The sequence below is a fragment of the Paracoccus hibiscisoli genome, from assembly GCF_005048265.1.
GTDB lineage: Bacteria > Pseudomonadota > Alphaproteobacteria > Rhodobacterales > Rhodobacteraceae > Paracoccus > Paracoccus hibiscisoli.
Genome location: NZ_SUNH01000011.1, coordinates 1 through 22,292 on the forward strand (window position 1 = coordinate 1; position 22,292 = coordinate 22,292).

The 22,292-nt window shown below is 68.1% G+C and carries 25 protein-coding genes and 1 pseudogene; 13 read left to right on the plus strand and 13 right to left on the minus strand.

Annotated elements, in window-relative coordinates:
- Window positions 1–582: pseudogene (locus FA740_RS08650) on the minus strand (transposase family protein); the annotation flags it as partial.
- A gap of 61 nt (window positions 583–643) precedes the next feature.
- Here FA740_RS08650 and FA740_RS19665 point away from each other — a divergent pair.
- Together FA740_RS19665 and FA740_RS20335 are read left to right on the plus strand one after the other, a co-directional pair.
- A complete protein-coding gene (locus FA740_RS19665) occupies window positions 644–802 on the plus strand; it encodes a hypothetical protein (RefSeq protein WP_169306260.1) in 159 nt (52 codons plus the stop codon).
- A 114-nt stretch (window positions 803–916) separates the two neighbouring features.
- Complete coding sequence (locus FA740_RS20335) at window positions 917–1,042, plus strand: hypothetical protein (RefSeq protein ID WP_277355196.1); 126 nt, start codon at window positions 917–919, stop codon at window positions 1,040–1,042.
- A gap of 104 nt (window positions 1,043–1,146) precedes the next feature.
- Here FA740_RS20335 and FA740_RS19670 read toward each other — a convergent pair whose 3' ends face one another.
- Window positions 1,147–1,296 (minus strand): hypothetical protein, encoded by a 150-nt coding sequence (locus FA740_RS19670; RefSeq protein ID WP_169306261.1) that lies wholly within the window; start codon window positions 1,294–1,296, stop codon window positions 1,147–1,149.
- A gap of 81 nt (window positions 1,297–1,377) precedes the next feature.
- Here FA740_RS19670 and FA740_RS08655 point away from each other — a divergent pair, with 81 nt between their 5' ends.
- Window positions 1,378–1,623 (plus strand): HlyD family secretion protein, encoded by a 246-nt coding sequence (locus FA740_RS08655; protein WP_136856377.1) that lies wholly within the window; start codon window positions 1,378–1,380, stop codon window positions 1,621–1,623.
- Between the two features lie 27 nt (window positions 1,624–1,650).
- Here the strand turns inward: FA740_RS08655 and hydA are convergent, their stop codons facing one another.
- The 5 genes from hydA to FA740_RS08680 are packed head-to-tail and all read right to left on the minus strand — an operon-like array spanning window position 1,651 to window position 6,546.
- Window positions 1,651–3,057, minus strand: coding sequence for a dihydropyrimidinase (gene hydA / locus FA740_RS08660; RefSeq protein ID WP_136856378.1), 1,407 nt, complete (start codon window positions 3,055–3,057; stop codon window positions 1,651–1,653).
- Window positions 3,054–4,283, minus strand: a complete 1,230-nt coding sequence (locus FA740_RS08665; RefSeq protein WP_136856379.1) for a cysteine desulfurase-like protein — start codon at window positions 4,281–4,283, stop codon at window positions 3,054–3,056. The genes hydA and FA740_RS08665 overlap by 4 nt, the downstream gene beginning before the upstream one ends.
- A gap of 12 nt (window positions 4,284–4,295) precedes the next feature.
- Entirely contained in the window at window positions 4,296–5,033 is a 738-nt protein-coding gene (locus FA740_RS08670; RefSeq protein ID WP_136856380.1) for an amino acid ABC transporter ATP-binding protein, read from the minus strand.
- A 1-nt stretch (window position 5,034) separates the two neighbouring features.
- A complete protein-coding gene (locus FA740_RS08675) occupies window positions 5,035–5,706 on the minus strand; it encodes an amino acid ABC transporter permease (RefSeq protein ID WP_136856381.1) in 672 nt (223 codons plus the stop codon).
- A gap of 45 nt (window positions 5,707–5,751) precedes the next feature.
- Window positions 5,752–6,546: a transporter substrate-binding domain-containing protein gene (locus tag FA740_RS08680; RefSeq protein WP_211243662.1), complete on the minus strand. Its 795-nt coding sequence runs from the start codon at window positions 6,544–6,546 to the stop codon at window positions 5,752–5,754.
- Window positions 6,547–6,713: 167 nt separating this feature from the next.
- Between FA740_RS08680 and FA740_RS08685 the strand changes: the two genes are divergently transcribed.
- The 4 genes from FA740_RS08685 (at window position 6,714) to FA740_RS08695 (ending at window position 8,735) form a co-directional block, all read left to right on the plus strand.
- Window positions 6,714–7,379 (plus strand): FadR/GntR family transcriptional regulator, encoded by a 666-nt coding sequence (locus FA740_RS08685; protein WP_246053544.1) that lies wholly within the window; start codon window positions 6,714–6,716, stop codon window positions 7,377–7,379.
- Window positions 7,380–7,410: 31 nt separating this feature from the next.
- Window positions 7,411–7,917: a cell wall hydrolase gene (locus FA740_RS08690; RefSeq protein WP_136856383.1), complete on the plus strand. Its 507-nt coding sequence runs from the start codon at window positions 7,411–7,413 to the stop codon at window positions 7,915–7,917.
- Window positions 7,918–7,996: 79 nt separating this feature from the next.
- The gene (locus FA740_RS19675) at window positions 7,997–8,155 is read left to right on the plus strand and encodes a hypothetical protein (protein WP_169306262.1); all 159 of its coding nucleotides are present in this window, start codon (window positions 7,997–7,999) and stop codon (window positions 8,153–8,155) included.
- A 7-nt stretch (window positions 8,156–8,162) separates the two neighbouring features.
- Complete coding sequence (locus tag FA740_RS08695; RefSeq protein WP_136856384.1) at window positions 8,163–8,735, plus strand: DUF2585 family protein; 573 nt, start codon at window positions 8,163–8,165, stop codon at window positions 8,733–8,735.
- Here the strand turns inward: FA740_RS08695 and FA740_RS08700 are convergent.
- Together FA740_RS08700 and FA740_RS08705 are read right to left on the minus strand one after the other, a co-directional pair.
- Window positions 8,676–9,914 (minus strand): glycosyltransferase, encoded by a 1,239-nt coding sequence (locus FA740_RS08700; protein WP_136856385.1) that lies wholly within the window; start codon window positions 9,912–9,914, stop codon window positions 8,676–8,678. The genes FA740_RS08695 and FA740_RS08700 overlap by 60 nt on opposite strands.
- A 244-nt stretch (window positions 9,915–10,158) precedes the next feature.
- Complete coding sequence (locus tag FA740_RS08705) at window positions 10,159–11,019, minus strand: hypothetical protein (protein WP_136856386.1); 861 nt, start codon at window positions 11,017–11,019, stop codon at window positions 10,159–10,161.
- Window positions 11,020–11,248: 229 nt separating this feature from the next.
- Here FA740_RS08705 and FA740_RS08710 point away from each other — a divergent pair, with 229 nt between their 5' ends.
- Both FA740_RS08710 and FA740_RS08715 read left to right on the plus strand, forming a co-directional pair.
- Complete coding sequence (locus FA740_RS08710; RefSeq protein ID WP_136856387.1) at window positions 11,249–11,746, plus strand: YciE/YciF ferroxidase family protein; 498 nt, start codon at window positions 11,249–11,251, stop codon at window positions 11,744–11,746.
- A 26-nt stretch (window positions 11,747–11,772) separates the two neighbouring features.
- The gene (locus FA740_RS08715) at window positions 11,773–12,597 is read left to right on the plus strand and encodes a manganese catalase family protein (RefSeq protein WP_136856388.1); all 825 of its coding nucleotides are present in this window, start codon (window positions 11,773–11,775) and stop codon (window positions 12,595–12,597) included.
- A 53-nt stretch (window positions 12,598–12,650) separates the two neighbouring features.
- On the opposite strand, the gene betC is transcribed toward FA740_RS08715, so the two are convergent.
- Window positions 12,651–14,156, minus strand: coding sequence for a choline-sulfatase (gene betC / locus FA740_RS08720; protein WP_136856389.1), 1,506 nt, complete (start codon window positions 14,154–14,156; stop codon window positions 12,651–12,653).
- A gap of 9 nt (window positions 14,157–14,165) precedes the next feature.
- The gene (gene choX / locus FA740_RS08725) at window positions 14,166–15,113 is read right to left on the minus strand and encodes a choline ABC transporter substrate-binding protein (RefSeq protein ID WP_136856390.1); all 948 of its coding nucleotides are present in this window, start codon (window positions 15,111–15,113) and stop codon (window positions 14,166–14,168) included.
- 104 nt (window positions 15,114–15,217) lie between these two features.
- Here choX and FA740_RS08730 point away from each other — a divergent pair, with 104 nt between their 5' ends.
- Window positions 15,218–16,117, plus strand: coding sequence for a LysR family transcriptional regulator (locus tag FA740_RS08730; RefSeq protein ID WP_136856391.1), 900 nt, complete (start codon window positions 15,218–15,220; stop codon window positions 16,115–16,117).
- On the opposite strand, the gene FA740_RS08735 is transcribed toward FA740_RS08730, so the two are convergent.
- Both FA740_RS08735 and FA740_RS08740 read right to left on the minus strand, forming a co-directional pair.
- Entirely contained in the window at window positions 16,100–17,758 is a 1,659-nt protein-coding gene (locus tag FA740_RS08735) for a BCCT family transporter (RefSeq protein ID WP_136856392.1), read from the minus strand. The genes FA740_RS08730 and FA740_RS08735 overlap by 18 nt on opposite strands.
- A gap of 85 nt (window positions 17,759–17,843) precedes the next feature.
- Complete coding sequence (locus FA740_RS08740; protein ID WP_136856393.1) at window positions 17,844–18,467, minus strand: TetR/AcrR family transcriptional regulator; 624 nt, start codon at window positions 18,465–18,467, stop codon at window positions 17,844–17,846.
- A 214-nt stretch (window positions 18,468–18,681) separates the two neighbouring features.
- Between FA740_RS08740 and FA740_RS08745 the strand changes: the two genes are divergently transcribed.
- The 3 genes from FA740_RS08745 to FA740_RS08755 all read left to right on the plus strand — a co-directional run bounded on the left by FA740_RS08745 (window position 18,682) and on the right by FA740_RS08755 (window position 22,279).
- Window positions 18,682–20,367, plus strand: coding sequence for an AMP-binding protein (locus tag FA740_RS08745; protein WP_136856394.1), 1,686 nt, complete (start codon window positions 18,682–18,684; stop codon window positions 20,365–20,367).
- An 87-nt stretch (window positions 20,368–20,454) separates the two neighbouring features.
- The gene (locus FA740_RS08750; RefSeq protein WP_246053545.1) at window positions 20,455–20,967 is read left to right on the plus strand and encodes a TRAP transporter small permease subunit; all 513 of its coding nucleotides are present in this window, start codon (window positions 20,455–20,457) and stop codon (window positions 20,965–20,967) included.
- The gene (locus tag FA740_RS08755) at window positions 20,957–22,279 is read left to right on the plus strand and encodes a TRAP transporter large permease (RefSeq protein ID WP_211243663.1); all 1,323 of its coding nucleotides are present in this window, start codon (window positions 20,957–20,959) and stop codon (window positions 22,277–22,279) included. Before FA740_RS08750 ends, FA740_RS08755 begins: the two co-directional genes overlap by 11 nt.
- Window positions 22,280–22,292 lie beyond the last annotated feature (13 nt).

The window sequence follows — 22,292 nt, forward strand, 5'->3', positions numbered from 1 at the left end:
CGAACAAAAACAGTTTGCCTTCAGCGGTCTGCGCCTCGGCGATGTCGATGTGAAAAACGCCGATGAGGTAGCGTTTGAACTTCTGCCGCTTCGGCTTGTCGCCTTCCACGTCAAGCAGTCGAGAGATGCCGTGTCGCGTGCCGGGCACCGATGCAGCGCCGAGCGTGTCAGGTGCGGGATGGATGGCTGCAGGGCAGAGAGGCGTTCTGCGCTACAAACGATCCCCCGGATCGTTTGCTTCACGCTTGAACTCCAGCGGCAGCAGCGCGTGCCGCCTGAAAGCGACGATGGTCGCTTCCTCGGCCTCGGTCAGGATCGTCGAGCGCGGTTCTCTCGGCCCGGTCTTGAGATCCTCAACCGTCTGTCGCTTGCGCCACTTCGCTACCGTCTTCTGGTTCGTCGGGAAAACGATTCACTGGATCGTTTTCTGATCCTCCTCACTCCCCAACTCCCGGCTCAGCGTCGCGAGCGAAGCTTGCGATCATCCAGGCCAGGCCCTCGGACCGATGGCGGGCCGGCCCTCGTTATTGCAGCTCTGACGGCGTGCGTGGTCGTGGCGCTTCCATGGCGAACCTGGCCCATAATGCTTCCTTGCCATTCCTGAGAAAGAATCGCACCAACAAACCGTGGGACTGAACAACTAGTGTTCTCTCTGCCGCTGCGGCTGGTGCCGCGTGCCAAGGTGCTGGTGCCGCTGGATTTCGTCAGCTTTGCGCTAATCGCCCTGGGGTTAGGGGGGCTGATCGCGGCCTTTGTACTGGGGCCGATCCACGACTGGACGGATGTGGCTTGGAGCGGCTGAACGCTGGCCGGCGCCGTGGCCGCCCTGACCCTGGCCGTGGCGGTCGAGCTGAACCGCAGGGTGCCGCTTCTGGACATCCGCTTGCCAGCGTAGCTGGCGCAGGTCCGCGCGCAGGTGTCGTGGGCCCTAGCCGCCCTGGCCGTGGCCCGGCAGGACGCCCGCGCGGCGCGTGCTGTGGCGCGGGCAGGGCAGGCGGTGGGCAATGCGGTGGCCTTCAGCCTAGTGAACGCCGAGGCGTAGGCGGCGTGGTCGGGGCGCCTACTGGATCGGGGTGTGACCTCGCGGTTGGCGTGCGATCAGGTGCGGCTGGCTCTGCGGCAGGCGCAGGCCACCCGCGTCTAGGCTCAGCTGGACGCCCGGACCGAGGCGGTCCGCACCGCCACCGTGGCACTGGATGCGCGCTGCGCCGAGATCGCGGGCGCGCCTGCGGCAGCGTCACTGGCCGGGATCGCGTTGGAGAACCGCGTGATCCTCGCGCCCGTCGATGGCGCCATGGGGCAGGGGGCTGTTCACGCGGGGCAATATGTCACCCCCGGCACCGCGGTGGTGCCCATGGCGGGACCGATCTGTGGGTCATGGCCGATTTCCATGCGACCGCGACGGCGGGCCTGCAGCCCGGCAGCGGGGCCAGCCTGACCATCGATGCCTTGCAGGATCGCCGGCTGCACGGGCAGGTGGACGCGCTGTCGCCCGCCTCGGCGTCAGAGTTCAGCCTGTTGGCAGGCGGCGCGGGCGGCGGCAATGTCACCACGATCGTACAGCGCCTGCCGGAGCGCATCCTGATCGACCCCGGTCCAGGACCGCGCGGGGATGCGGCCTAGCATGTCGGTGGTGGTGCGGGCGGATGGCTAGGGGGCAAAGGCCTCGCTTGTGCCGCGGGCCAGGTGGGCGCCCTGGGGGTCGCCGCAGGGGCGGCCGTCCTGCGCGATGGTCTGCCCGCGCAGCAGGGTGCGGACCGGCCAGCCGGTGATCTGCAGCCCCTCATAGGGGGTATAGTCGCAGCCGTGGTTCAGGTCGGCCTGTCGGATTTGGCGCGTCAGGGTGGGGTCCCACAGCGTCAGGTCGGCATCCGCGCCGATGGCGATACTGCCCTTTTGCGGGTAGAGGCCATAGAGCCGCGCCGGGTTGGTCGAGGTCAGCGCCACGAAGCGTTGCAGGCTGATGCGGCCCTTGCTGACGCCTTCGGAGAAGAGGATCGGCAGGCGGGTTTCCACCCCTGGAATGCCGTTCGGCACGTATTTGAACGAGGACCTTGCGCGGGGCGTGTCCTTGCCGGTGGCGTCGATGCGGAACGGGCAGTGGTCCGAGGAGAAGATGTCGAAGGTCCCGTCCCGCAGCCCCTGCCAGATCGCCGCCTGGCTATCTGCGTCGCGCGGGGGAGGGGAGCAGACATACCGTGCGCCGTCGAAATCCATGTCCAGCCCGCGCAGGTCATCGGCGGTCAGGGTGATGTATTGGGGGCAGGTCTCGGCGTGAACCTTGAGGCCGCGGGCGCGGGCCCATTGGATCTGCTCCATCGGGTCGCGGCCCGAGACGTGGACGATCACCACCGGCACGTCGATCAGCTGGGCGTGGCTGATGGCGCGGTGCGTGGCCTCGCGTTCGGCGATCTGGGCATGGGCCTGGCCGTGATAATAGGGCGCGGTGCGACCCTCGGCCTCAAGGCGGCGGGTCAGGTGGCGGATGGCGTCATGGCCCTCGGCATGGACCATGACCAGGGCGCGTTCGCGGCGTGCCACCTCGAACACGTCCAGGATCTGGGCGTCGTTCAGCACCAGGTCGTCATAGGTCATGAAGACCTTGAACGAGGTATAGCCGTCGCGCACCAGCGCGGGCAGCTCCTGCCCCAGCACCTGCGGGGTGGGGTCGCTGACGATCAGGTGGAAGGACACGTCGGTGTGACAGTTGCCCTGCGCCTTGCGGTGATAATCCTCGACGCAGGCGCGCAGCGACTGGCCCCGGATCTGCAGCGCAAAGGGCAGCACGGTCGTGTTGCCCCCCGCCGCCGCCGACCTTGTGCCGCTGGCAAAATCGTCCGCCATGGTCGTGCCGTCCGAGGTCGGCTGGTCCAGATGCACATGCGCGTCGATCCCGCCGGGCAGGACCAGCAGGCCGGTGGCGTCGATCCGGTCGGCGCCGGACAGATTGTGGCCGATCTGCGCGATGCGCCCGTCGCGGATGCCGATATCGGCGGCATAGGTGTCGGCGGCGGTGACGACCGTGCCGCCCGCGATGACCAGATCCAGCCCGCTCATGCGACGATCCGGGCCAGCGCATCGGTCAGGCGGTCGACCTGATCCAGCGTGTTGTAATGGACCATCGACACGCGCAGCACGCCGCCGTCCTGATCCTCACCCAGATGCTCGACCAGGCGGCGCGAATGGAAATCGCCGAACCGCATGGCGATGCCGTGATCGTCCATCGTGCGGGCGACCGTGCCTGAATCGACACCGTCGAACTTGAAGGCGATGGTGGGCACGCGGGTGCTGTCGCGGTTGACCGGCTGGCCCATGACGCGGCAATCGTTGCGCGCCGACAGCCAGGCCAGCAGGCGGTCGGTCAGCGCATCCTCCTGCGCGGTGATCAGATCGAAGGCGGCCTCCAGCAGGGCGCGGTCGTCGCCCGTGGCGCCGTGATGGCGGGCCAGATCGGTCAGATAGGCCAGGATGCCGTCGGTGGCGAAGGCCGCCTCATAGCTGGGGTTGCCGGGCTCCAGCTTGGCAGACACCTTATCCTTGCCGTAGAAATAGTGATACAGCCCGTCCAGGTCGGCCAACAGGTCGTATTTGCCATACATCAGCGCGCCATGCGGGCCGTAGGCCTTGTAGAGGCTGAAGACATAGTAATCGACATCCCAGGCCTGCACGTCGATCAGCCGGTGCGGCGCATAGGCGACCGCATCGACGCAGATCCGCGCGCCGTGATCATGGACGAAGCGCGCGAAATCCGCGATGGGATGGACCTGGCCCAGGATGTTGGACACATGCGTCACGCAGACCAGCCGGGTGCGGTCGGTCATCAGCGGGGCCAGATCGGCCAGCTGCAGGTCTATCGTGTCCGCGTTCAGCGGCCAGACCTTGAGGGTGACGCCGAACTCCTCCAGCCGGGTCCAGGGGCCGATGTTGCTTTCGTGGTCGGCCATGGTGACGATGACCTCGTCGCCGGGGGCGAACTGGCGGCGCATGGCCTGCATCAGGTTGCCCATCAGCACCGTGGTCGAGGGGCCGAACACGATCTCTTCGGGGCGGGCGGCGTTGACCAGCGTGGCGGCGGCGCGACGGCCCGCCATCAGCGCCTCGGCGGCGGCTTGTGATACCGCATAGCTGCCGCCGATCTGGACGTTCCTGTGGGTCAGAAACTCGACCATGCGGTCCAGCGCGGGCTGGGCGATCTGCGATCCGCCGGCATTGTCGAAAAACACCCAGTCCTGCGTCAGGCCGGGGAATTGGGACTGCACATAGGCGATGTCCAGCTGTGTCATCGGGGTGGTCCTTCAGTGGTTCAGCACGGCGCCCAGGAAATTGCGCGTGCGAGGTTCTTGGGGGTCGGACAGCACCTGCGCGGGCGGTCCCTGTTCGACGATCTGGCCCGCATCCATGAAGATGACGCGGTCGGCCACCTGGGAGGCGAATCCCATCTCGTGGGTGACGACGATCATGGTGACGCCGGTCCGGGCCAGATCGCGCATGACGTCCAGCACTTCGCCCACCATCTCGGGGTCCAGCGCGCTGGTCGGCTCGTCGAAGAGCATCACCTGCGGCTCCATCGCAAGCGCCCGGGCGATGGCCACGCGCTGCTGCTGGCCGCCGGACAGGTGGCCCGGATACTTGTCGGCCTGATCGCCGATGCCCACGCGGTCCAGCAGGCGGTCGGCCTGGGCCGCCGCATCGGCGCGCGTGGTGCGGCGCACGCGGCGGGGCGCCAGCATGACGTTTTCGCGCACGGTCAGGTGGGGAAACAGGTTGAAGGACTGGAACACCATGCCGACCTCGGCGCGCACCTTTGCCAGGGCGCGGCCGGTGGTGACGGGGGTGCCGTCTACGCGGATCTCGCTGGTGGGGTCGAACCCCTCCAGGCGGTTGATGCAGCGGATCAGGGTGGATTTCCCGGACCCGGACGGGCCGATGATGCACACGACCTCGCCCTTGGCGACGTCCAGATTGATGCCGCGCAGGGCCTCGAAGCTGCCATAGGATTTCCGCAGGTTACGGATGCTGACGAAACCGGTCATCTTAGCGCCCCGGTGCCGAAAAACGGCGTTCCATGCGCGACACCAGCGCGACCAGCGGCCACAGGAACGCAATATAGATCGCCGCCGCCACGATCAGCGGCGTGGGATTGGCGGCCAGCGCCTGCGCCTGCGTCGCCTGTTTCAGCAGGTCGGGCATGGCGACGACGGATGCCAGCGCGGTGTCCTTGACCACGTTGATCGAATTGTTGGTCAGCGGCGGAATGACGATCCGCACCGCCTGCGGCAGGATCACGTCGGCCATGGTCTGGCGGCCGCTGAGGCCCAGGGCGGCCGAGGCCTCGAACTGGCCCTTGGGAATCGCCTCGATGCCCGCGCGAAAGATCTCGGCGGTGTAGGCGCCGGACACCAGAGTCAGCGCGCTCATCGCCGACAGGAACGGCGACAGGCGCAGGCCCACGAAGGGCAGGGCGTAATAGACGATGATCAGCAGGACCAGCAGCGGGATCGACCGGAAGATGTCGATATAGAGCCGCGTGACGAACCGCACGGGCGCCGGCCCGTACAGGCGCGCCATCGCCAGCCCCAGGCCCAGCACCAGCCCCGCGACGATGCTGGCCGCCCCCAGCTGCAGCGTGATCCACAGACCCTGCAGCAGCATGGGAAAGGTGCGCCGCATCACATCGGCGTTCAGGAAGGTGTCGAAAATATCCATGTGCATCCTTTCGGGTCCGGGACGGGCCCGGACCCGGGTGTCGGATCAGTCCAGCGACGGCATCGGCAGGACGGTGACGGTCGAGGAATCCGCATCGGGGGCCACGCCGAACCACTTTTCGTGCAGCTGCGCCAGCACGCCCTCGGTCTTGAGGTCGTCCAGAACGGCGTTGACCTGGGTCGCCAGTTCGGCGTCCTTGGCGAACATCATCGAATATTTCTCTCCGGTGGGGATGCGTTCGACCACGGCCAGCTGCGGCTTGTCCACGACGTAATATTGCAGCGCCGGGATGTCCGAGATGTATCCGTCGATCCGGCCCGCCTGCAGGTCCAGCATCGCGGGGGCCAGCCCCTCATAGCGGCGGATGTCCGAGAATCCGTATTCGGCCTGGTTCTCGGTCGCCCACATGTCGCCGGTCGATCCGGTGTCGACGCCGACCACCTTGCCCTCCATCTCGGCCAGGGATTGCGGGCCCTCGGCCAGGGCGGTCAGCGACTGGTCGCTGTCGTAATAGGGCTGGGCGAAGGTCACCGATTCCAGGCGCGCGTCGGTGATGGTGATCGAGCTGGTGGCGATGTCGATCCGCCCGGACTGCACGGCCGAGAACAGCCCGTTGAAGGGGATGTTCACCGTCTCGACCTCGGCGCCCATGCGCTCGGCCACGGCGGCGACCAGGTCGATCTCGAAGCCGACGAACTCTCCGGCATCGTCCTGAAACTCCCACGGGACGTTGCCGATATTGGCGCCCACCGTCAGTGTCTGCTGGGCCGCCGCCGACAGGGCCGACCCCGCCATCAGGGCCAGCGCCAGCGCCGTGGTCCGCATTCCGTGTCCGAACATGATAGTCTCCCCGTCTTTGTGATTCTGGATTGACCGGACTAACCGGTCTGACCAGTATCAAGCCACGGGTCGATCCGGTTTGCAATGGTCGTGGTTCCTGTGCAGAGGGATGGTGGATCGGGTGCCAACGGAAAGGGCAGTGCGGGGTGATGTGGGACAAGGGGCCTGTGACGCAGACGATCGCGCGTCGCCTGCAAGAGATGATCCGGTCGGGCGAGCTCAAGGCGGGGCAAAAGCTGCCATCGCAGCGGGTGCTGTCGGAGCAGCTGAACGTGTCGCGCCCGTCGCTGCGCGAGGCGCTGCTGACGCTGGAGACGTTGGGCCTGGTGCAGACCCTGCCCGCGCGCGGGACGTTCGTTCTGGACCCGGCGGCGCGGCCGTCGCAGACGACCTGGCGCTATGACGATGCGCATGATCTGCGCGACGTGTTTCAGTCCCGCCTGCTGATCGAGGCAGAGCTGTGCCGCCTGGCCGCGGGCGCCATCGCGCCTGCGGCGCTGGACACCCTGCGCGCCGCCGCGACGGCGTTCGAGGCGGCGTGGAACGCGGGCGATCTGGTGGCCCATGTCGAGGCCGATCTGGCCTTTCACCGCGCCATCGCGCAGGCCTGTCCGAACCGGATGCTGGCGCAGCTGTATCAGACCGTCCAGCAATTGCTGACCGAGACGCAGCGCCAGCCCATTCCGAACACCGACCCGGACCGCATGCGCCAGTCCATCGCCGAACATCACGCCATCATCGCCGCGCTGGCCCGCGCCGATGCCTCCGCCGCGGAGGCTGCGATGCGCGATCACATCCGCAACACCGCCCGTTGCGCTGGCGTCAGCGTCTGACATGATGGGGCGATGCGGCACCGGGGGACAGATGCGGGCGGGATTGTGGAAAGGCGCGCGGCGGCAGGCGGCGCTGTGCGCGGTGCTGGTGCTGGCGGGCTGCGGCGGGTTCGGGCGGCCAAGCGCGCAGGAATGCATGGAGCGGGCGATGTATTTCGAATCGAACCGCTCCAGCCGCGACGGGATGATCGCGGTGGGCCATGTGGTGATGAACCGGGTGCGGTCGGGCGATTACCCTGGATCGGTCTGTGGGGTGGTCGCGCAGCGCAACCAGTTCGCGCCCGGCGTCATGTCGCGCCGCATGGACCCGCGTCAGGCGGGGCTGGTCCGCGAGGCCGCGCGCTCGGTCCTGCGCGGAGAGCGGCATCCGCTGGTGGGCAATGCGCAATTCTTTCACGCGGCCAGCTATCGGGCGGGTTACAACAACATGCATTACGTCGTGACGACCGGCGGTAACGCGTTTTATGAACGCCGCCCGCCCGCGCTGGTGACGCGCCCGGTCCCGCCGCCGCCCCTTGAGGGCATCACGCGGCGATAGGGCGCAGCGGTTTTGCCGGAACAAGGCGCGGTCGCTTGGGGTTTGGCGTGGACAGCCCCCGAGCAGGAAGGACCGCGCCATGACCACCGACCCCAAGGACCATCCCACGCCCTCTGACAAGGACCAGCCGGATCGCCGCAACAAGCAGGGGGAGCATCACGGTGTGCCCCATTCCCCCGAAGAATTCGACACCCAGAACCCCGCCAAGCTGAAGCGCGACCCCGACGACAAGGCCTGACGCCCCCGTGGCGTTTCAGGACCAGACCGCCCCGCGATACCCCGCGCTGCAGTCGGACATCGCCAAGGCGTTGGCGGTGGTGGTCGCGTCCATTGCGGTCACGCTGGCCTATTTCGCGGTGCTGGACCGGCCTTGGGGCTGCGATTGCGGGCGCCTTTGGGCGATGCCGGGCGAACCCGCACTGAATTCGCGGGTCATGCTGGACCCCTATTCCGCGCTGCACCTGATCTTTGGCGCGGTGCTGGCGCTGATCCTGCGGCGGGTGCGGCCGGGTTGGAGCGGCTGGACCATCCTGGCCGTCGTCGTTGCCGGCAGCACCGTGTGGGAAGTGGTCGAGAACCTGCCCTCCAGCATCCGTCTGTTCGGCTATGAGGCGGGCGATCCGCTGTCCTATGAGGGCGACAGTCGCCTGAACGCGCTGGCCGATACCGCCAGCGCCGCCCTGGGTGCGGTTCTGGCGCGGGGGCTGTCGGGGCGGGTCGTGCTGGCGGTCGCGGCCGTGACCGAACTGGGCCTGTCGCTATGGATCAACGACGGCTTTGCGATCGCGACCCTGCGTGCCATGGGCCAGTTCGTCTGAGCGTCCATGCGAGGGCAGCAGCGTCTCAATCAGATCGACGGCGCCTGCGGCACGGGGCCAGGCGGCCGATTGCCGGGCGAACCGATGCGCGCGGTCGCGGAACGTCCGGTCGGCCAACAGGCGGCGCAGGGCCGCCAGAATGCGTGTTTCGATGGCGAAAGCGGGGGTCAGGCGCAGGCCGGTGCCGCTGGCCACGATGCGCGCGGCGACGCCGGGCTGATCGTTGGTCAGCGGCAAGGCCAGCATCGGGACGCCCTGTTCCAGACACTCCATCGCGGTGTTCAGCCCGCCATGCGTCACGCACAGATCCGCCCGCGTCAGGATCGCGCGCTGCGGCACGAAATCGCGCACCCAGGTCGCGGGGATACGGCGCGCCTGATCGGGCGTCAGCGCGCCGCCATGCGTGACCAGCACCTGCGCGCCCGCCCGCGTGCAGGCCCGCGCGATGCGCGACAGCAGCGCCAGCCGGTGCCCCTGCAGCGTGCCCAGGCTGACATAGATCAGCGGCCGGTCGGGGTCGGGGCGGATGTCATCGGGGAATGGCCCGGCCAGCGGCGGGCAGAACAGCCCCGTATAGCGGATGCGATGACCGCCGAACGGGCGCGGATGATCGAACCCCGGCGCGGTCTGCGACAGGGTCATCAGGTCGGATACGCAATCGGTGAAATCGCGCCGATCCCCCAGGCCCCAGGCCGCCGACCAGGCGGTGATGACCCTTGATTGCGGCCCCATCACCCATTGCGCGATGCGCCGCGCGGTCTTCAGCCGTTCGATGGCGCGGGGCGAGGAGACCGGCGACCAGCCCAGGAACGGCAGCGGCAGGGTCGGCTCCGCATCAAAGGGCAGCGCGCAGGCGATCGACACCATCGGCACGCCCAGATGCCGCGCCAGCAGGCCCGCGGCGGGTTCGGTCTGATCGCCCAGGATCAGATCGGGACGAAAGCGCGCGATCTGGGCCGGGCCGCTGCGGCACAGCGCATCAGTGCGCGCGGCGCCGATGCGGACCTCATGGCGCAGGCCCCGGCCGGTATCCGGGGGCGGGCCGGGCTGGGTCAGGGACCGGACCTGATGCCCCCGCGCCCGCAAGGCGCAGGCCAGCGCGTCGAAGGCCTGCAGGTGGCTGTGATATGGCGGACAGATCAGCATCACGCGCGATCCGATCTGTTGGTGGTGGGCCATCCTGCATTCCGTTCTTGCCGTGCCGTCGGGTATGAACACCGTGGCGAACCGCCGGGTTCAATCCAAGGGGATCAAACCGCACCATTGACAGGGCCGCCTCCTGCCCATCGATCGCCAGGTCGGGCATGCCCGAGGGGCATCGTCAACGCGATCCATCGGCCTTCGCGGCGGTGCGCCGCCATGGCATGGGCGGCAGCAGCGGACACCGCCCATCCGGGACCGGACGGGCGGTGCCGGGTCGCGATCAGCTGTCGCGGTCGTCGACGATGACCGTCAGTTCGTCGCCGTCGCGATGCAGGGCGACCACGTCCTGCGCATCATGGCCCGCATCCTCCAGGGCCTGCGTGACCTGCGGATGATCGGACAGCGCGGTGCGCATCGTGGTCAGGCTGTCGCCCGCCTGCTCCAGCGCCATGTCGATATCGCCGGGGGTGCCCATCGACATGCCCGCCGTATCGGTGCCGCCGCCCGTGGCCATGCCGTCTGCCATGCCCGCGGGCGCATCCGGAGCCGCGCCGGCCGAGGCGCCCGACCCCTGGGTCTGCGGGGCGCCATCGCCCGCGATCTCGTTCGTGGTCTGGCCGCCGGTCAGGGGCGGGGTGCCGGTGTCGGCGGTGGACAGCGCGCCGCCGCCCTGCTGCTCCAGCGCGCTCAGCGGGGTGACGGTGATCGTCGTATCCTCGCCCACGCCCGTCAGCTGATCGCTGAAGTCGCGGCCCGATTGCAGGTCGGCCACGACCCGCTGATAGGTCAGCTGATCCATGTCGGCGGAACTGCCCGACTGCGCGGCAGAGCCGGTATTCTCTCCGCTGCCCATCGGGGTGTCGATGGCGGGGGAGTCGCCTTCGGTTCCGGTGGTTTCCATATCGGTCTGATCCATCCCGGTGCCGGTCTGACCCGCGTCCGGCATCGCGTCGGTGCCGGGGGCCGCGCCGTCCATCCCCGGCGTTTCGGGGGCGGCGGTTTCGGGGGCTGTGGTCCCCGCCCCGGTCGCGTCGCCTGCGGGCGGCGGGGTCTGCGCCAAGGCGGGCAGGGTCATGGCGGGGACGGCCAAAGCGGCGGCCACGATGGCGGCACGGCTGGTCTGTGTCAGGGCGTTGGTCATGGGGTCCTCCTCAGGGTTCGTGGTGCGGCATTTGCCACTTGGAGCGGTCCCAACCGGGAGGGTGCGGGGATGTTCCAGGATTATCGCATAATGCCTGCACATAGCCGCGTGAGATGCCCCCGGACCCGCGCCCCCAGCCCGCCCGTGGTGATTGTGGTCTTCTGACGTCCTTCTGGAACATATGGGTGTTCTGCCGGTTCAGCGGCCCCATCGCCAAAGGAGACGCATCATGGCCGAGCAGACATTGGACACGCTGTTCCACGAGACGCTGAAGGACATCTATTACGCCGAACGCAAGATCGCGACGGCGCTGCGCAAGATGGCGCGGGCGGCCCAGGACCCCGACCTCAAAGCCGCCTTCGAGACCCATGAGCAGGAGACGCAGGCGCAATACGAGCGTCTGACCGAGGTCTTCGACGCCATCGGCAAGAAGCCCCGCGGCAAGACCTGCGACGCCATCGAGGGCATCATCGCCGAGGGCCAGGAGATCATGGACGAGTTCAAGGGCAGCCCCGCCCTGGATGCGGGCCTTTTGGCCGCGGCCCAGGCCGTCGAGCATTACGAGATCGCCCGCTATGGCACGCTGAAGGCCTGGGCCGCGCAGCTGGGGCTGGCCGACGCCGAACGCCTGCTGGACCAGACCCTGCAGGAGGAGGCCGCCACCGACGAGATCCTGACCCGGCTGGCCGAGACGGTGATCAACGCCGCAGCCCAGGCCCCCGCCTGATCAACCGCCCGTTTCCGGAGATTGCCATGTTCTATACCGACAACAAGCTGCAATACCCCGTCCGCGTCGACAGCCCCGACCCGCTGTTCGCCCGCGCCCTGCAACAGGCCATCGGCGGCGTCGAGGGAGAGATCCGCGTCGCCATGCAGTATTTCTTTCAGGCCTGCGGGGCGCGGGGCGACGCCCGCTTTCGCGACCTGCTGATGAACACCGCCGCCGAAGAGCTGGGCCATATCGAGATGCTGGCCACCGCCGTCGCCCTGAACCTGGAGGGCGCGCCCCTGTCCCTGCAGGAGGAGGGCGCGCGCGACGCCGCGGTGGGCGCGGTGATGGGCGGCATGAACCTCAAGAACCTGCTGTCGGCGGGGCTGTCGGCCATGCCGGTGGACAGCGACGGGGTACCCTTCGACATGTCCCACATCTATGCCAGCGGCAATATCGCCGCCGACATGACCGCCAACATCGCCGCCGAATCGACCGGGCGCACGCTGGCCGCGCGGCTGTGGGGGATGACCGATGACGCGGGCATGAAGGACATGCTGTCCTATCTGATCGCGCGCGACACCATGCACCAGAACCAGTGGATGGCCGCGCTGGAGGAGCTGGGCGGGGCGGCGGGCGCCTTCCCCATCCCCAACAGCGTCCCCCCCGAAGCCGAGCAGGCCGAGTTCAGCTATGCCTATCTGGGCTTTCAGGCCGATGGCAGCGAGCCGGCCGCCGGCCGCTGGTCCGAGGGCGCATCCCCCGACGGCAAGGGCCGCTTTGCCACGCAACCCCTCGCAGCCCTGGGCCAGACCCCCGACCTGGGCCCCGCCAGACCCGGCAGCGGCGCGCAGTCTGAGCAGATGTGACCCAAACCCCCCGGGCGACCAACGCCGCCCGGGGGGATCACGACGCCCGCAGGCTATTCGCCGCGCGGATAGCGCTTGGTCTCCTCCAGCACGTTCAGGTCCATGTGGTTGCGCATGTAGCGTTCCGACGCCTTCTGCAGGGGCTGGTGGTCCCAGGGGTAATAGGCGCCGTTGCGCAGGGCCTCATAGACGATCTGGCGCCGCGCCTGGCTTTCGCGGACCTGGGCGTCGAAACGCTCCAGGCTCCAACGCTCCTGGGCCATCGCGGTCAGCCGCGCCAGCGTGTCGGCATGGGCGGGGTCGGTCGCCAGGTTCACCCGTTCCTGCGGGTCGGTGGACAGATCGAACAGCATCGGCGGATCGGCGGCGCAGAGCGTCAGCTTCCACGGCCCGTCGCGCAGGCCCACCAGCGGCGTGATCGAGCCTTCGGCCGCATATTCCATCGGCACCGGCCCACGCGCCGCCCCGGTCGTGGCCAGGGGCGCCAGATCGCGCCCGTCGGTCCAGCGCGCCAGAGCGGCGATATCCAGCCCCGCCAGTCCCGCCAGCGTTGGCACCACGTCCAGGGTCGAGACCGGCGCCTCGACCAGCCCCGGCTGCCAGCCGGGCGCTGCGATCATCAGCGGCACCCGGGCCGAGCCTTCGAAAAAGCTCATCTTGAACCATAGCCCGCGTTCGCCCAGCATGTCGCCATGGTCGCTGACGAACAGGACGATCGTGTCCTGATCCATCCGCCCGCGGGCCAGCACGTCCAGGATCTCTCCGATCTTGTCATCGACATAGGAGATGCTGGCGAAATAGCCCTGTCGCGCGCGGCGCACATCCTGGGGCGTGATGGAGAAGGCTGCGTGATCGCAGGCCTCCATCAGGCGGCGGGAATGGGGGTCGGGGTCGATGTCGGGCAGGTCCGGGTCCAGCGCCGGGCAATCGTCATACAGATCCCAGAACCGGCGGCGCGCGACATAGGGGTCGTGCGGGTGGGTAAAGCTGACCGTCAGGCACCAGGGCCGGTCGTCCTGACGGCGCGACAGATCGTACAGTTTCTGCACCGCGTGATGGGCGACGTCGTCGTCATATTCCATCTGGTTGGTGATCTCGGCCACGCCCGCGCCGGTGACCGAGCCCAGATTGTGATACCACCAGTCGATGCGTTCGCCCGGTTTGGTGTAATCCGGGGTCCAGCCGAAATCGGCGGGATAGATGTCGGTGGTCAGCCGCTCCTCGAACCCGTGCAGCTGGTCGGGGCCGACGAAATGCATCTTGCCCGACAGCGCGGTGTGATAGCCCGCGCGGCGCAGGTGGTGGGCATAGGTCGGGATGTCGGACACGAATTCGGCCGCGTTGTCATAGACCCGGGTGCGGCTTGGCAACTGCCCCGACATGAAGCTGGCGCGGGCGGGCGCGCAAAGCGGGCTGGCGGTATAGGCGTTGGCAAAGCGCGTGGACCGCGCCGCCAGCGCGCGCAGGTGCGGGGTGTGCAGGAAATCGGCCGGGCCGTCGGGAAACAGCGTTCCGTTCAGCTGATCGACCATCAGGATCAGGATATTGGGACGGGTCATTGCGCGGCGTTACAACCCAAGCGCCTGCCGCACGGCGGGTTCCGCGGGCTGGCCGTCCAGCGTGGTCACGCCTTCCAGCCAGGGGGTCAGCGTGTCGGGATGAGCCGCCAGCCAGTCGCGCGCCGCATCCGCCGCGTCGGTGCCGTCCAGGATCTCGCCCATCAGGGCGTTCTCCATCTCGATGTCGAAGGTCATGTTGGACATCAGCGCGGCCACGTTCGGGCAGGCCTCGGACCAGCCGGTGCGGGCCAGGGTATAGACCTCGGCGCCGCCGAAATCAGGGCCGAAGTAATCGTCACCGCCCGCCAGGTATTCGATGTCGAAATTGGCGTTCATGGGGTGGGGCGCCCAGGCCAGGAACACGATGCCCTGCTGGTTGCGGCCCATCCGGGCGACCTGCGCCAGCATGGCCTGTTCGCCCGATTCCACCAGCTCCCAATCGCCCAGGCCGAATTCGTCGGCGGCGATCATCTGGGCGATGGACTGGTTGGCGGGGGCGCCCGGCTCGATCCCGTGGATCTTGCGATCGAACGCCTCGGCATGGGCGTCCAGATCGGCCAGGCTGCGGATGCCCTGTTCGGCCATATAGGCGGGCACGGCCAGGGTGAACTTGGCCCCGGTCAGGTTGCGGTTCAGGATCTCGATGGCGTTTTCGGATTGCAGGTCGTCGATGAAGGCCGTCTGCGCGGGCATCCAGTTGCCCAGGAACACGTCGATCTCTCCGCTTTTCATCGATTCATAGCCGATGGGCACCGACAGAAAGCTGACCTGGGGCTGATAGCCCAGGGCCTCCAGCACGACGCTGGCCACCCCGTTGGTGGCGTTGATGTCGGTCCAGTTGGGGTCCGACAGACGGACAGTGCTGCACGCCGCGTCATCGGCGGCGGCGGCGATCCCGGCGCTGCTCAGGACGGCGGCGGCGGCCAGCAGGGCGGTCAGGCGTGTTCCGGTTTTCATCTCGCGTCCCTTGGCAATCATGATTATGGCTTATGGAAGACCATTAGACCCAGCTTGTATACCGGGATTCTGTTCATGCGGGCCATAAAGGACCTTGATACCGGATGAGGGATGTCGATCTGGGCTGGCAGCGCGTCTTTGTCGAGGTCGCCCGCAGCGGCACCCTGTCCGAGGCCGCGCGGCGGCTGAACCTGACCCAGACCGCCGTCAGCTATCAGATCCGCCGGGCCGAGGATCAGTTCGGCACGCCACTGCTGCACCGCCTGCCGCGCGGCGTGATCCCGACCGAGACGCGCGCGCGGTTGCTGCAGATCCTGTCCGACAGCGTGGCCCAGATCGACCAGCTGGCCGCCCATACGCGCAAGGCCCGCGCGCCGACGGTGCTGCGCCTGCATACCGATTTCGCGCTGTCGGCGCTGTGGCTGATTCCGCGCATCCACGGGTTCCGCGCCTCCCATCCGGAATACGACCTGCAGATCATCGCGTCGCAGCATACCGACCTGGCGCAGCTGCAGGACGGCGATCTGGCGGCGGTGTTCGGGACGGCGGCGGCCCTGCCGCCGGACACGCCGCTGCTGCTGCCGGAACGTGTGGTGGCGGTTTGCGCGCCAGGGCTGGCGGGGGCGTCGCTGGCGCGGGGCGACCTGATCCATCTGGACAGCACTGCGACCGCGCCCTGGTTCGACTGGCCCGGCTATCTGGCGGCGATCGGGGTGGCGCGCGACATGGGTGGCGACGGGGTCAGTGGCGGGGGCGGGCATCTGCGCTGCAACACCTATTCGCTGGTGATCGAGGCCGCGCTGGCCGGGCAGGGCATCGCACTTGGCTGGCGGGGGCTGGTCGATCCGCTGCTGGCCGAGGGGCGGCTGATCGAGGCCGGGCCGCAGATCGCCGCCCCCGATCGCGGCTATTTCCTGACCGGCGCCCCGGCGGGGGGGCCGGGGCAGGACCGGCTGAAGGCGTGGTTGATGGCGCAGCGCGCCCCGTCAGGCCCGCCCGTCTGAGCCGCGCTGCGCCTCGTCCGGGTCCGAGGGGGCGAATTCGCTGAGGCTGGGGCGCTTGCCGATGGTGATGTGGTCGATCTCCTCGGCGGCGAAACCGCGGATCAGGGCGGGGATCATCATCGACACCAGCAGGAAGATGGGCAGGCCGACCACGGTGATCACCTCCTGCAGGGCGGTCAGCCCGGCCTCTCCGGCCAGCAGGATCAGGGTGGCGGCGATGGCGCCCTCGGCCAGGCCCCAGAAGACGCGCTGGCGCACGGGGCCGGGTTCGGCGGTGCCGCTGCACAGCATGTCCACCACTAGCGACGCCGAATCCGACGAGGTCGCGAAGAAGATCGCGACGATCAGCACCGCCAGCCCCTGGATCAGCGGCGCCCAGGGCAGCTCGGCAAAGAACGCGAACATCGCCAGCGGCACGGATTCGGACACCGCCGCGCTGATATTGCCCGCCCCGTCCCCCAGGGCGGCGCGGGCGGCCAGGCCCAGCCCGTCCATCTGCATCGCCTGCCAGCCAAAGATCGCGAACCAGATCACCGTGAACAGCGACGGCGCCAGCAGCACGCCGAACACGAATTCCCGCACCGTCCGCCCGCGCGAGATGCGGGCCACGAACAGCCCGATGAAGGGCGACCAGGTCACCGTCCAGGCCCAGTAGAACACCGTCCAGTCGCCCTGCCAGCCCCAATCGCCGGTATTCATCCCCTCGCCATGCAGCATGTCGTTCCAGAACGCCAGGCGCGGCAGGTTGGACAGATAGAGGCCCACCGTCTCGACCATGCCGCGCAGCAGGAACAGCGTCGATCCGGTCACCAGCACAAAGACCATCAGCCCGACCGCCATGCCGATATTGATGTTCGACAGCAGCTTCACCCCCCGGTCCAGCCCCGCCACGATCGAGATGGTCGCGACGATGGTCAGGCTGCCCAAGATGGCCAGGCGCAGCGCGGTGTCGTCGGTCCAGCCGAACAGCGCCGACAGGCCCGCCGCCACCTGCGACGACCCCAGCCCAAGCGACACCGCCACCCCGAACAACGTCCCCAGGATGGACACGATGTCGATGGTCTTGCCGATGGGGCCGTGGATGCCCTCGCGCAGCAGCGGGTAGAAGACCGAGCTGACCCGCACCGGCAGGTCATAGCGGTTGATGAAATAGGCGAAGGCCAGACCCGGCAGCGCAAAGATGGTCCAGGTGTGCAGCGCCAGATGATAGAGCGAGATCGAGATCGCGTCCTGCGCCGCCTGCAGGGTAAAGGGCTCGACCCCCGGCAAAGGCGGCGACTGGTAATGGCTGATGGGTTCCGCCACGCCCCAGAACATCAGCACCGTCCCGATGCCGCCCGCGAACAGCATCGTGAACCAGGACAGGTTGGTGTATTCGGGCCGGGAGTTGCGCGGCCCAAGGCGGATATGGCCGTGGCGCGACATGGCGGCATAGATCAGAAAGCCCAGCCAGACATTCACCGCCAGGATGAAGAACCAGCCCAGATTGGTCACGATCCAGGCCCGCCCTGCGGAAAACGCCCCCCCGATGGTTTCCGGCATCGCCACCAGCAAAACCACAAAGACCAGGCTGAGCCCCGCCGATATGAAGAAGATCGTCGGATCGACCCTCAGCCCCAACCGCCGCGCCAGATTGTCCATGCCCTGTCCCCGTTTCGTGCACTGTTCCGGGGCAAAGACATCAGGGACGCGGATCGTTCCACCCAAAGGTGCAGTAAAGAGGGCCTTAAGCCTTGCGGGCAGGGCTGTCGGGCAGGGGGGTGGCGATGGTGCGGTCGCTCAGCGCGGCCTCCAGCGGGTCGGCGACGGCGGCGACGGCCAGGCGGATGTATTCGGCGCAGACCTCCTCCTCCGACAGGGGGCCCTGGGGGTCGAACCAGACCGGCACGCCCGACAGCATCGCCAGCAGGCCGTAAGCCGCCACGCGCGGATCGGCGCGGCGCATCACCCCTGCCGCCATGCCGTCGCGGATGATGGCGATCAGCGCATGTTCATAGCGGCGGCGCAGGTCGGTGACGCGCGCCAGGTTCGCGGGCTCAAGGCTGCGCAGTTCGGAATAGCAGATGAAGACCTCGCGCGGGCGGCGCATGTGATAGGTCAGGTGGAACCGCAGAAAGGTCAGGAAGCGCGCGAATGGCGGCGCATCGGCGGGCACGGCGCGGTGCAGGCAGGACAGCAGCTCCTCCATGTGGCGGCAGATCAGGTCGACCAGCACCTCCTGCTTGTTGGCGTAATGGCCATAGAGGGTGCTTTGCCCGATGCCGGCCTCGGCCGCCAGCAGGCGCAGGCCCATTCCTTCATAGCCGCGCTGATAGATCAGCTGCAGCCCGGCCGCGCGGATCTGCGACAAGGTGTCCTGGCGGCTGCGGCCCTCCTCGGCCCGGCTGCCTGTTTTCCGATCAATCGTTCGCAAAACGACCGCCTCTCCCTCAAATCATGGCCATTATTGACAGGATCGGGCGTGCTGTCTAGCATCCGACGAACGAGTGATCGGCGCGAGGAGGCGCCGACGGTCAGGGGAGGCATGGGTTTTGGGGAGTGAACCTGCCTTGCAGGGGCGTGCGATGACGCCGGAGGGTCTGTCGGCATTTCGCTGGCAGGTGCCCGCGCGGCTGAACATGGGCGTCTCGGTCTGCGACCACTGGTGCGACCGCGACCCCGCGCGCATCGCCATCCTGGAGATCGACGAGGACGGGCGCGCGGTTGAGCACAGCTATCGCGATCTGGGCCGCCAGGCGGCGCGGCTGTCGCATGCGCTGAAGGCCCTGGGCGGGCTGGAGATGCGCCCGGGTGCACCCGGCCCCCGCATTGGCGTCATGCTGAAGCAATCGGTCGAGGCCGCAACCGCCCATATCGCCGCCTGGCGCATGGGCTGTGTGTCGCTGCCCCTGTCCACGCTGTTCGGCCCCGAGGCGCTGCGCCACCGCCTGCGCGATTCCGGCGCGGCGGCGCTGATCACCGATGCGCCCAGCCTGGACGTGCTGGCGCAGATCGCGGGTGATCTGCCGGATCTGCGGCTGGTGCTGTGCAAGGATCTGCCGGACGGGGCCGGGGCGCGGTTTCCGGGGCTGGTGCTGGAGGATTACGACCGCGCGCTGGACGGGCGGCCCGTCCGGTTCGACCCCGCCGATACGGGGCCGGACGATCCCGCGGTGCTGATCTATACATCGGGGACCACCGGCAACCCCAAAGGCGCGCTGCACGGTCACCGGGTGCTGCTGGGCCATCTGCCGGGGGTCGAGGTCAGCCACAACCTGCTGCCGCAGCCCGGCGACCGACTGTGGACCCCTGCCGATTGGGCCTGGATCGGCGGGTTGCTGGACGTGCTGATGCCGGGGCTGTTCCACGGCGTCACGGTCGTCGCCTGCCGGTTCCGCAAGTTCACCGCCCGCGCAGCCCTGGACCTGATGCGCGACCACAACGTCCGCAACGCCTTCCTGCCGCCCACCGCGCTGAAGCTGATGCGGCTGGAACCCGACGCGGAGCGGTGGGGCCTGCAGATGCGCTCGGTCGCCAGCGGAGGAGAGCCTTTGGGCGCGGAGCTGCTGTCCTGGGGGCGACGGGTCTTCGGCACCACCATCAATGAATTCTACGGCCAGACCGAATGCAACATGACCGTCTCGGCCTGCTGCGCGCTGGAGGAGCCTGCGCCCGGCGCGATGGGGCGGGCGGCGCCGGGCCATCATGTCGCGGTCATCGACCGCGACACGGGCGCGGCCCTGCCACCCCTGACCGAGGGAGAGATCGCCGTGCTGTCCCCCGACCCGGTGATGTTCCTTGAATACTGGAACAACCCCGCGGCCACGGCGGCGAAATTCGTGGACGGCCCTGATGGCCGCTGGCTGCTGACCGGCGACCGGGGGATGGCCCATGCGGATGGGCGGCTGTCCTTTGTGGGGCGCGACGATGACGTGATCTCGTCCGCCGGCTATCGCATCGGTCCGGCCGAGATCGAGGATTGCCTGCTGCAGCATCCCGCCGTCCATCTGGCGGGCGTGGTGGGCCAGCCCGATCCGCTGCGCGGCCATGTCGTCGCGGCCTTCGTGACCCTGGCCCAGGGGCATGCCCCCGGCCCGGCCCTGGCCGAGGATATCGCCGCCCATGTCCGCGACCGGCTGGCGGCCTATGAATATCCGCGCGCGGTGCATTTCATCGACGCCATGCCGATGACCACCACCGGCAAGATCATCCGCGCCGAGCTGCGCCGGATGGCATCCGACATCGCCGCCCGGGCGCATGCCCATGCCTGACCGCGCATGCGCCGGGCAGGGCGGCCAGCCCCAACGACATCTGGCAGGATGCCCCCCATCCTGCGCCCTGAGAGGAGGGAGACCCAAGTGCCGCTGATACGCGTGATCGATGGCCTGAACGAGATCGTGGGCCGCATCCTGTCGGTCGTGGCCCTGCTGTTTGCGGGCATCATCATCTATGATGTCTTCATGCGTTATGCCCTGGGTCAGCCGACCCGATGGGCCTTTGACGTCACCAAGCAGCTTTACGGGTTCTATTTCGTGATGCTGGGCGGCTATGCGCTGCGCCATCAGGCGCATGTGCGGGTCGACCTGGTGACCGCGCGCATGCGCCCCGCGCTGCGGCGGTGGGTCGAGCTGGCGGGCTATGCCATCTTCTTCTTTCCCTTTGCCTGGGTCTTCGCGCGCCGCAGCTGGGATTTCGCGATGACCTCCTGGCGGCAGGGAGAGCTGACCTATGGCGCGGTGCAGCTGCCGGTCTATCCGCTGAAGATGGCGATGTTCGTGGCCGCCTGCCTGCTGCTGATCCAGGGCGTCTCCGAGGCGCTGAAACTGGTCCTTGACCGCCCCAACCAGCCGGAGCGCCACGATGTCGGGTGAAACGATCGCACTGATCATGTCGGGCCTGCTGCTGTTGGGCCTGTTCATGGGGCATCCGCTGGCCTTCGTGCTGGGCGGCACCGCCGTTCTAGGCGCGCTGATCGCGGGCAAGCCGATGGTGCTGGGCATCGTCATCAACCGCATCTTTGGCGATGTGCTGGACAACTATGTCCTGATCGCCATCCCGCTGTTCGTGCTGATGGCGCGGTTTCTGTCCGACAGCGGCGTCACAGACCGCATGTTCGAGGCGCTGCGCCACCTGATGAGCCGCGTGACCGGCGGGCTGGGCCTGGCGGTGGTGTTCATCTCGATCCTCTTGGCGGCGACGACGGGGATCATCGGCGCGTCGATCACGGTGATGGGCATGATGGCCCTGCGCCCGATGCTGCAATACGGATACGACAAGCGGCTGGCCACCGGGTTGATCGGGGCGTCGGGCTGTCTGGGCATCCTGATCCCGCCGTCGATCATGCTGATCCTGATGGCGTCCTATGCACCGGGCCTGTCGGTGGGACAGCTGTTCGCGGGGGCGATGGTGCCGGGGCTGCTGCTGGGGGTGATGTATGCGCTGTATGTCGTGTTCATCGCCTGGCTGAAGCCCGATTGGGCGCCCAAGATCGCCGAGGCCGACCAGATCAGCCGCGGCGCCATGTGGAAGATGCTGATCATCGAGGCCGTGCCGCCGCTGATCCTGATCCTGGGCATTCTGGGCTCGCTGCTGGCGGGCATCGCCACCGCGACCGAGGCCAGCGCCATCGGCGCGGTCCTGGCCCTGCTGATCGTCATCATGCGCGGGCGGTTCCAGTGGCGGACCTTCTATTCCGCGCTGCTGGAGACGGGCCGCACCAGCGCGATGATCCTGTTCATCGTGGTCGGCGCCACGGCCTTTACCGGCGTGTTCAACATCACCGGGGGCCTGCGCGCCAGCCAGGACCTGATCCGCGGTCTGGCCGACGATCCCTATACCCTGATCGCGGTGATGCTGCTGGTGGTGTTCATCCTGGGGATGTTCCTGGATTGGACCGGCATCGTGCTGCTGTCATTCCCGATCTTCCTGCCGCTGGTCGCGGAGATGGGCGTCGATCCGCTGTGGTTCGTGATCCTGATGGCCGTCGTGCTGCAGACCAGCTTTCTGTCGCCACCCTTCGGCTATGCGCTGTTCTACATGCGCGCCATCGCCCCGCCGGATGTGTCCATTTCCGACATCATCGTGGGCGTGCTGCCCTTCATTGTCATGATCCTGATGATGTGCGCCGCGATGATCCTGTTCCCTGCCCTGGTCACCTGGCTGCCTCTGGCACTCTATGGCTGACCCGACCGCTTTT

Coding starts and splice junctions, on each gene's coding strand:
- FA740_RS08700 (WP_136856385.1), bottom strand. CDS start 9,914: ATGGCCCACCACCAACAGATCGGATCGCGCGTGATGCTGATCTGTCCG.
- hydA (WP_136856378.1), bottom strand. CDS start 3,057: ATGAGCGGGCTGGATCTGGTCATCGCGGGCGGCACGGTCGTCACCGCC.
- FA740_RS08730 (WP_136856391.1), top strand. CDS start 15,218: ATGAGGGATGTCGATCTGGGCTGGCAGCGCGTCTTTGTCGAGGTCGCC.
- FA740_RS08670 (WP_136856380.1), bottom strand. CDS start 5,033: ATGACCGGTTTCGTCAGCATCCGTAACCTGCGGAAATCCTATGGCAGC.
- FA740_RS08735 (WP_136856392.1), bottom strand. CDS start 17,758: ATGGACAATCTGGCGCGGCGGTTGGGGCTGAGGGTCGATCCGACGATC.
- FA740_RS08755 (WP_211243663.1), top strand. CDS start 20,957: ATGTCGGGTGAAACGATCGCACTGATCATGTCGGGCCTGCTGCTGTTG.
- FA740_RS19670 (WP_169306261.1), bottom strand. CDS start 1,296: ATGGCGCCATCGACGGGCGCGAGGATCACGCGGTTCTCCAACGCGATC.
- FA740_RS19675 (WP_169306262.1), top strand. CDS start 7,997: ATGACCACCGACCCCAAGGACCATCCCACGCCCTCTGACAAGGACCAG.
- FA740_RS08690 (WP_136856383.1), top strand. CDS start 7,411: ATGCGGGCGGGATTGTGGAAAGGCGCGCGGCGGCAGGCGGCGCTGTGC.
- FA740_RS08680 (WP_211243662.1), bottom strand. CDS start 6,546: ATGTTCGGACACGGAATGCGGACCACGGCGCTGGCGCTGGCCCTGATG.
- betC (WP_136856389.1), bottom strand. CDS start 14,156: ATGACCCGTCCCAATATCCTGATCCTGATGGTCGATCAGCTGAACGGA.
- FA740_RS08655 (WP_136856377.1), top strand. CDS start 1,378: ATGGCCGATTTCCATGCGACCGCGACGGCGGGCCTGCAGCCCGGCAGC.
- FA740_RS08675 (WP_136856381.1), bottom strand. CDS start 5,706: ATGGATATTTTCGACACCTTCCTGAACGCCGATGTGATGCGGCGCACC.
- FA740_RS08705 (WP_136856386.1), bottom strand. CDS start 11,019: ATGACCAACGCCCTGACACAGACCAGCCGTGCCGCCATCGTGGCCGCC.
- FA740_RS08710 (WP_136856387.1), top strand. CDS start 11,249: ATGGCCGAGCAGACATTGGACACGCTGTTCCACGAGACGCTGAAGGAC.
- FA740_RS08665 (WP_136856379.1), bottom strand. CDS start 4,283: ATGACACAGCTGGACATCGCCTATGTGCAGTCCCAATTCCCCGGCCTG.
- FA740_RS08745 (WP_136856394.1), top strand. CDS start 18,682: ATGACGCCGGAGGGTCTGTCGGCATTTCGCTGGCAGGTGCCCGCGCGG.
- choX (WP_136856390.1), bottom strand. CDS start 15,113: ATGAAAACCGGAACACGCCTGACCGCCCTGCTGGCCGCCGCCGCCGTC.
- FA740_RS08715 (WP_136856388.1), top strand. CDS start 11,773: ATGTTCTATACCGACAACAAGCTGCAATACCCCGTCCGCGTCGACAGC.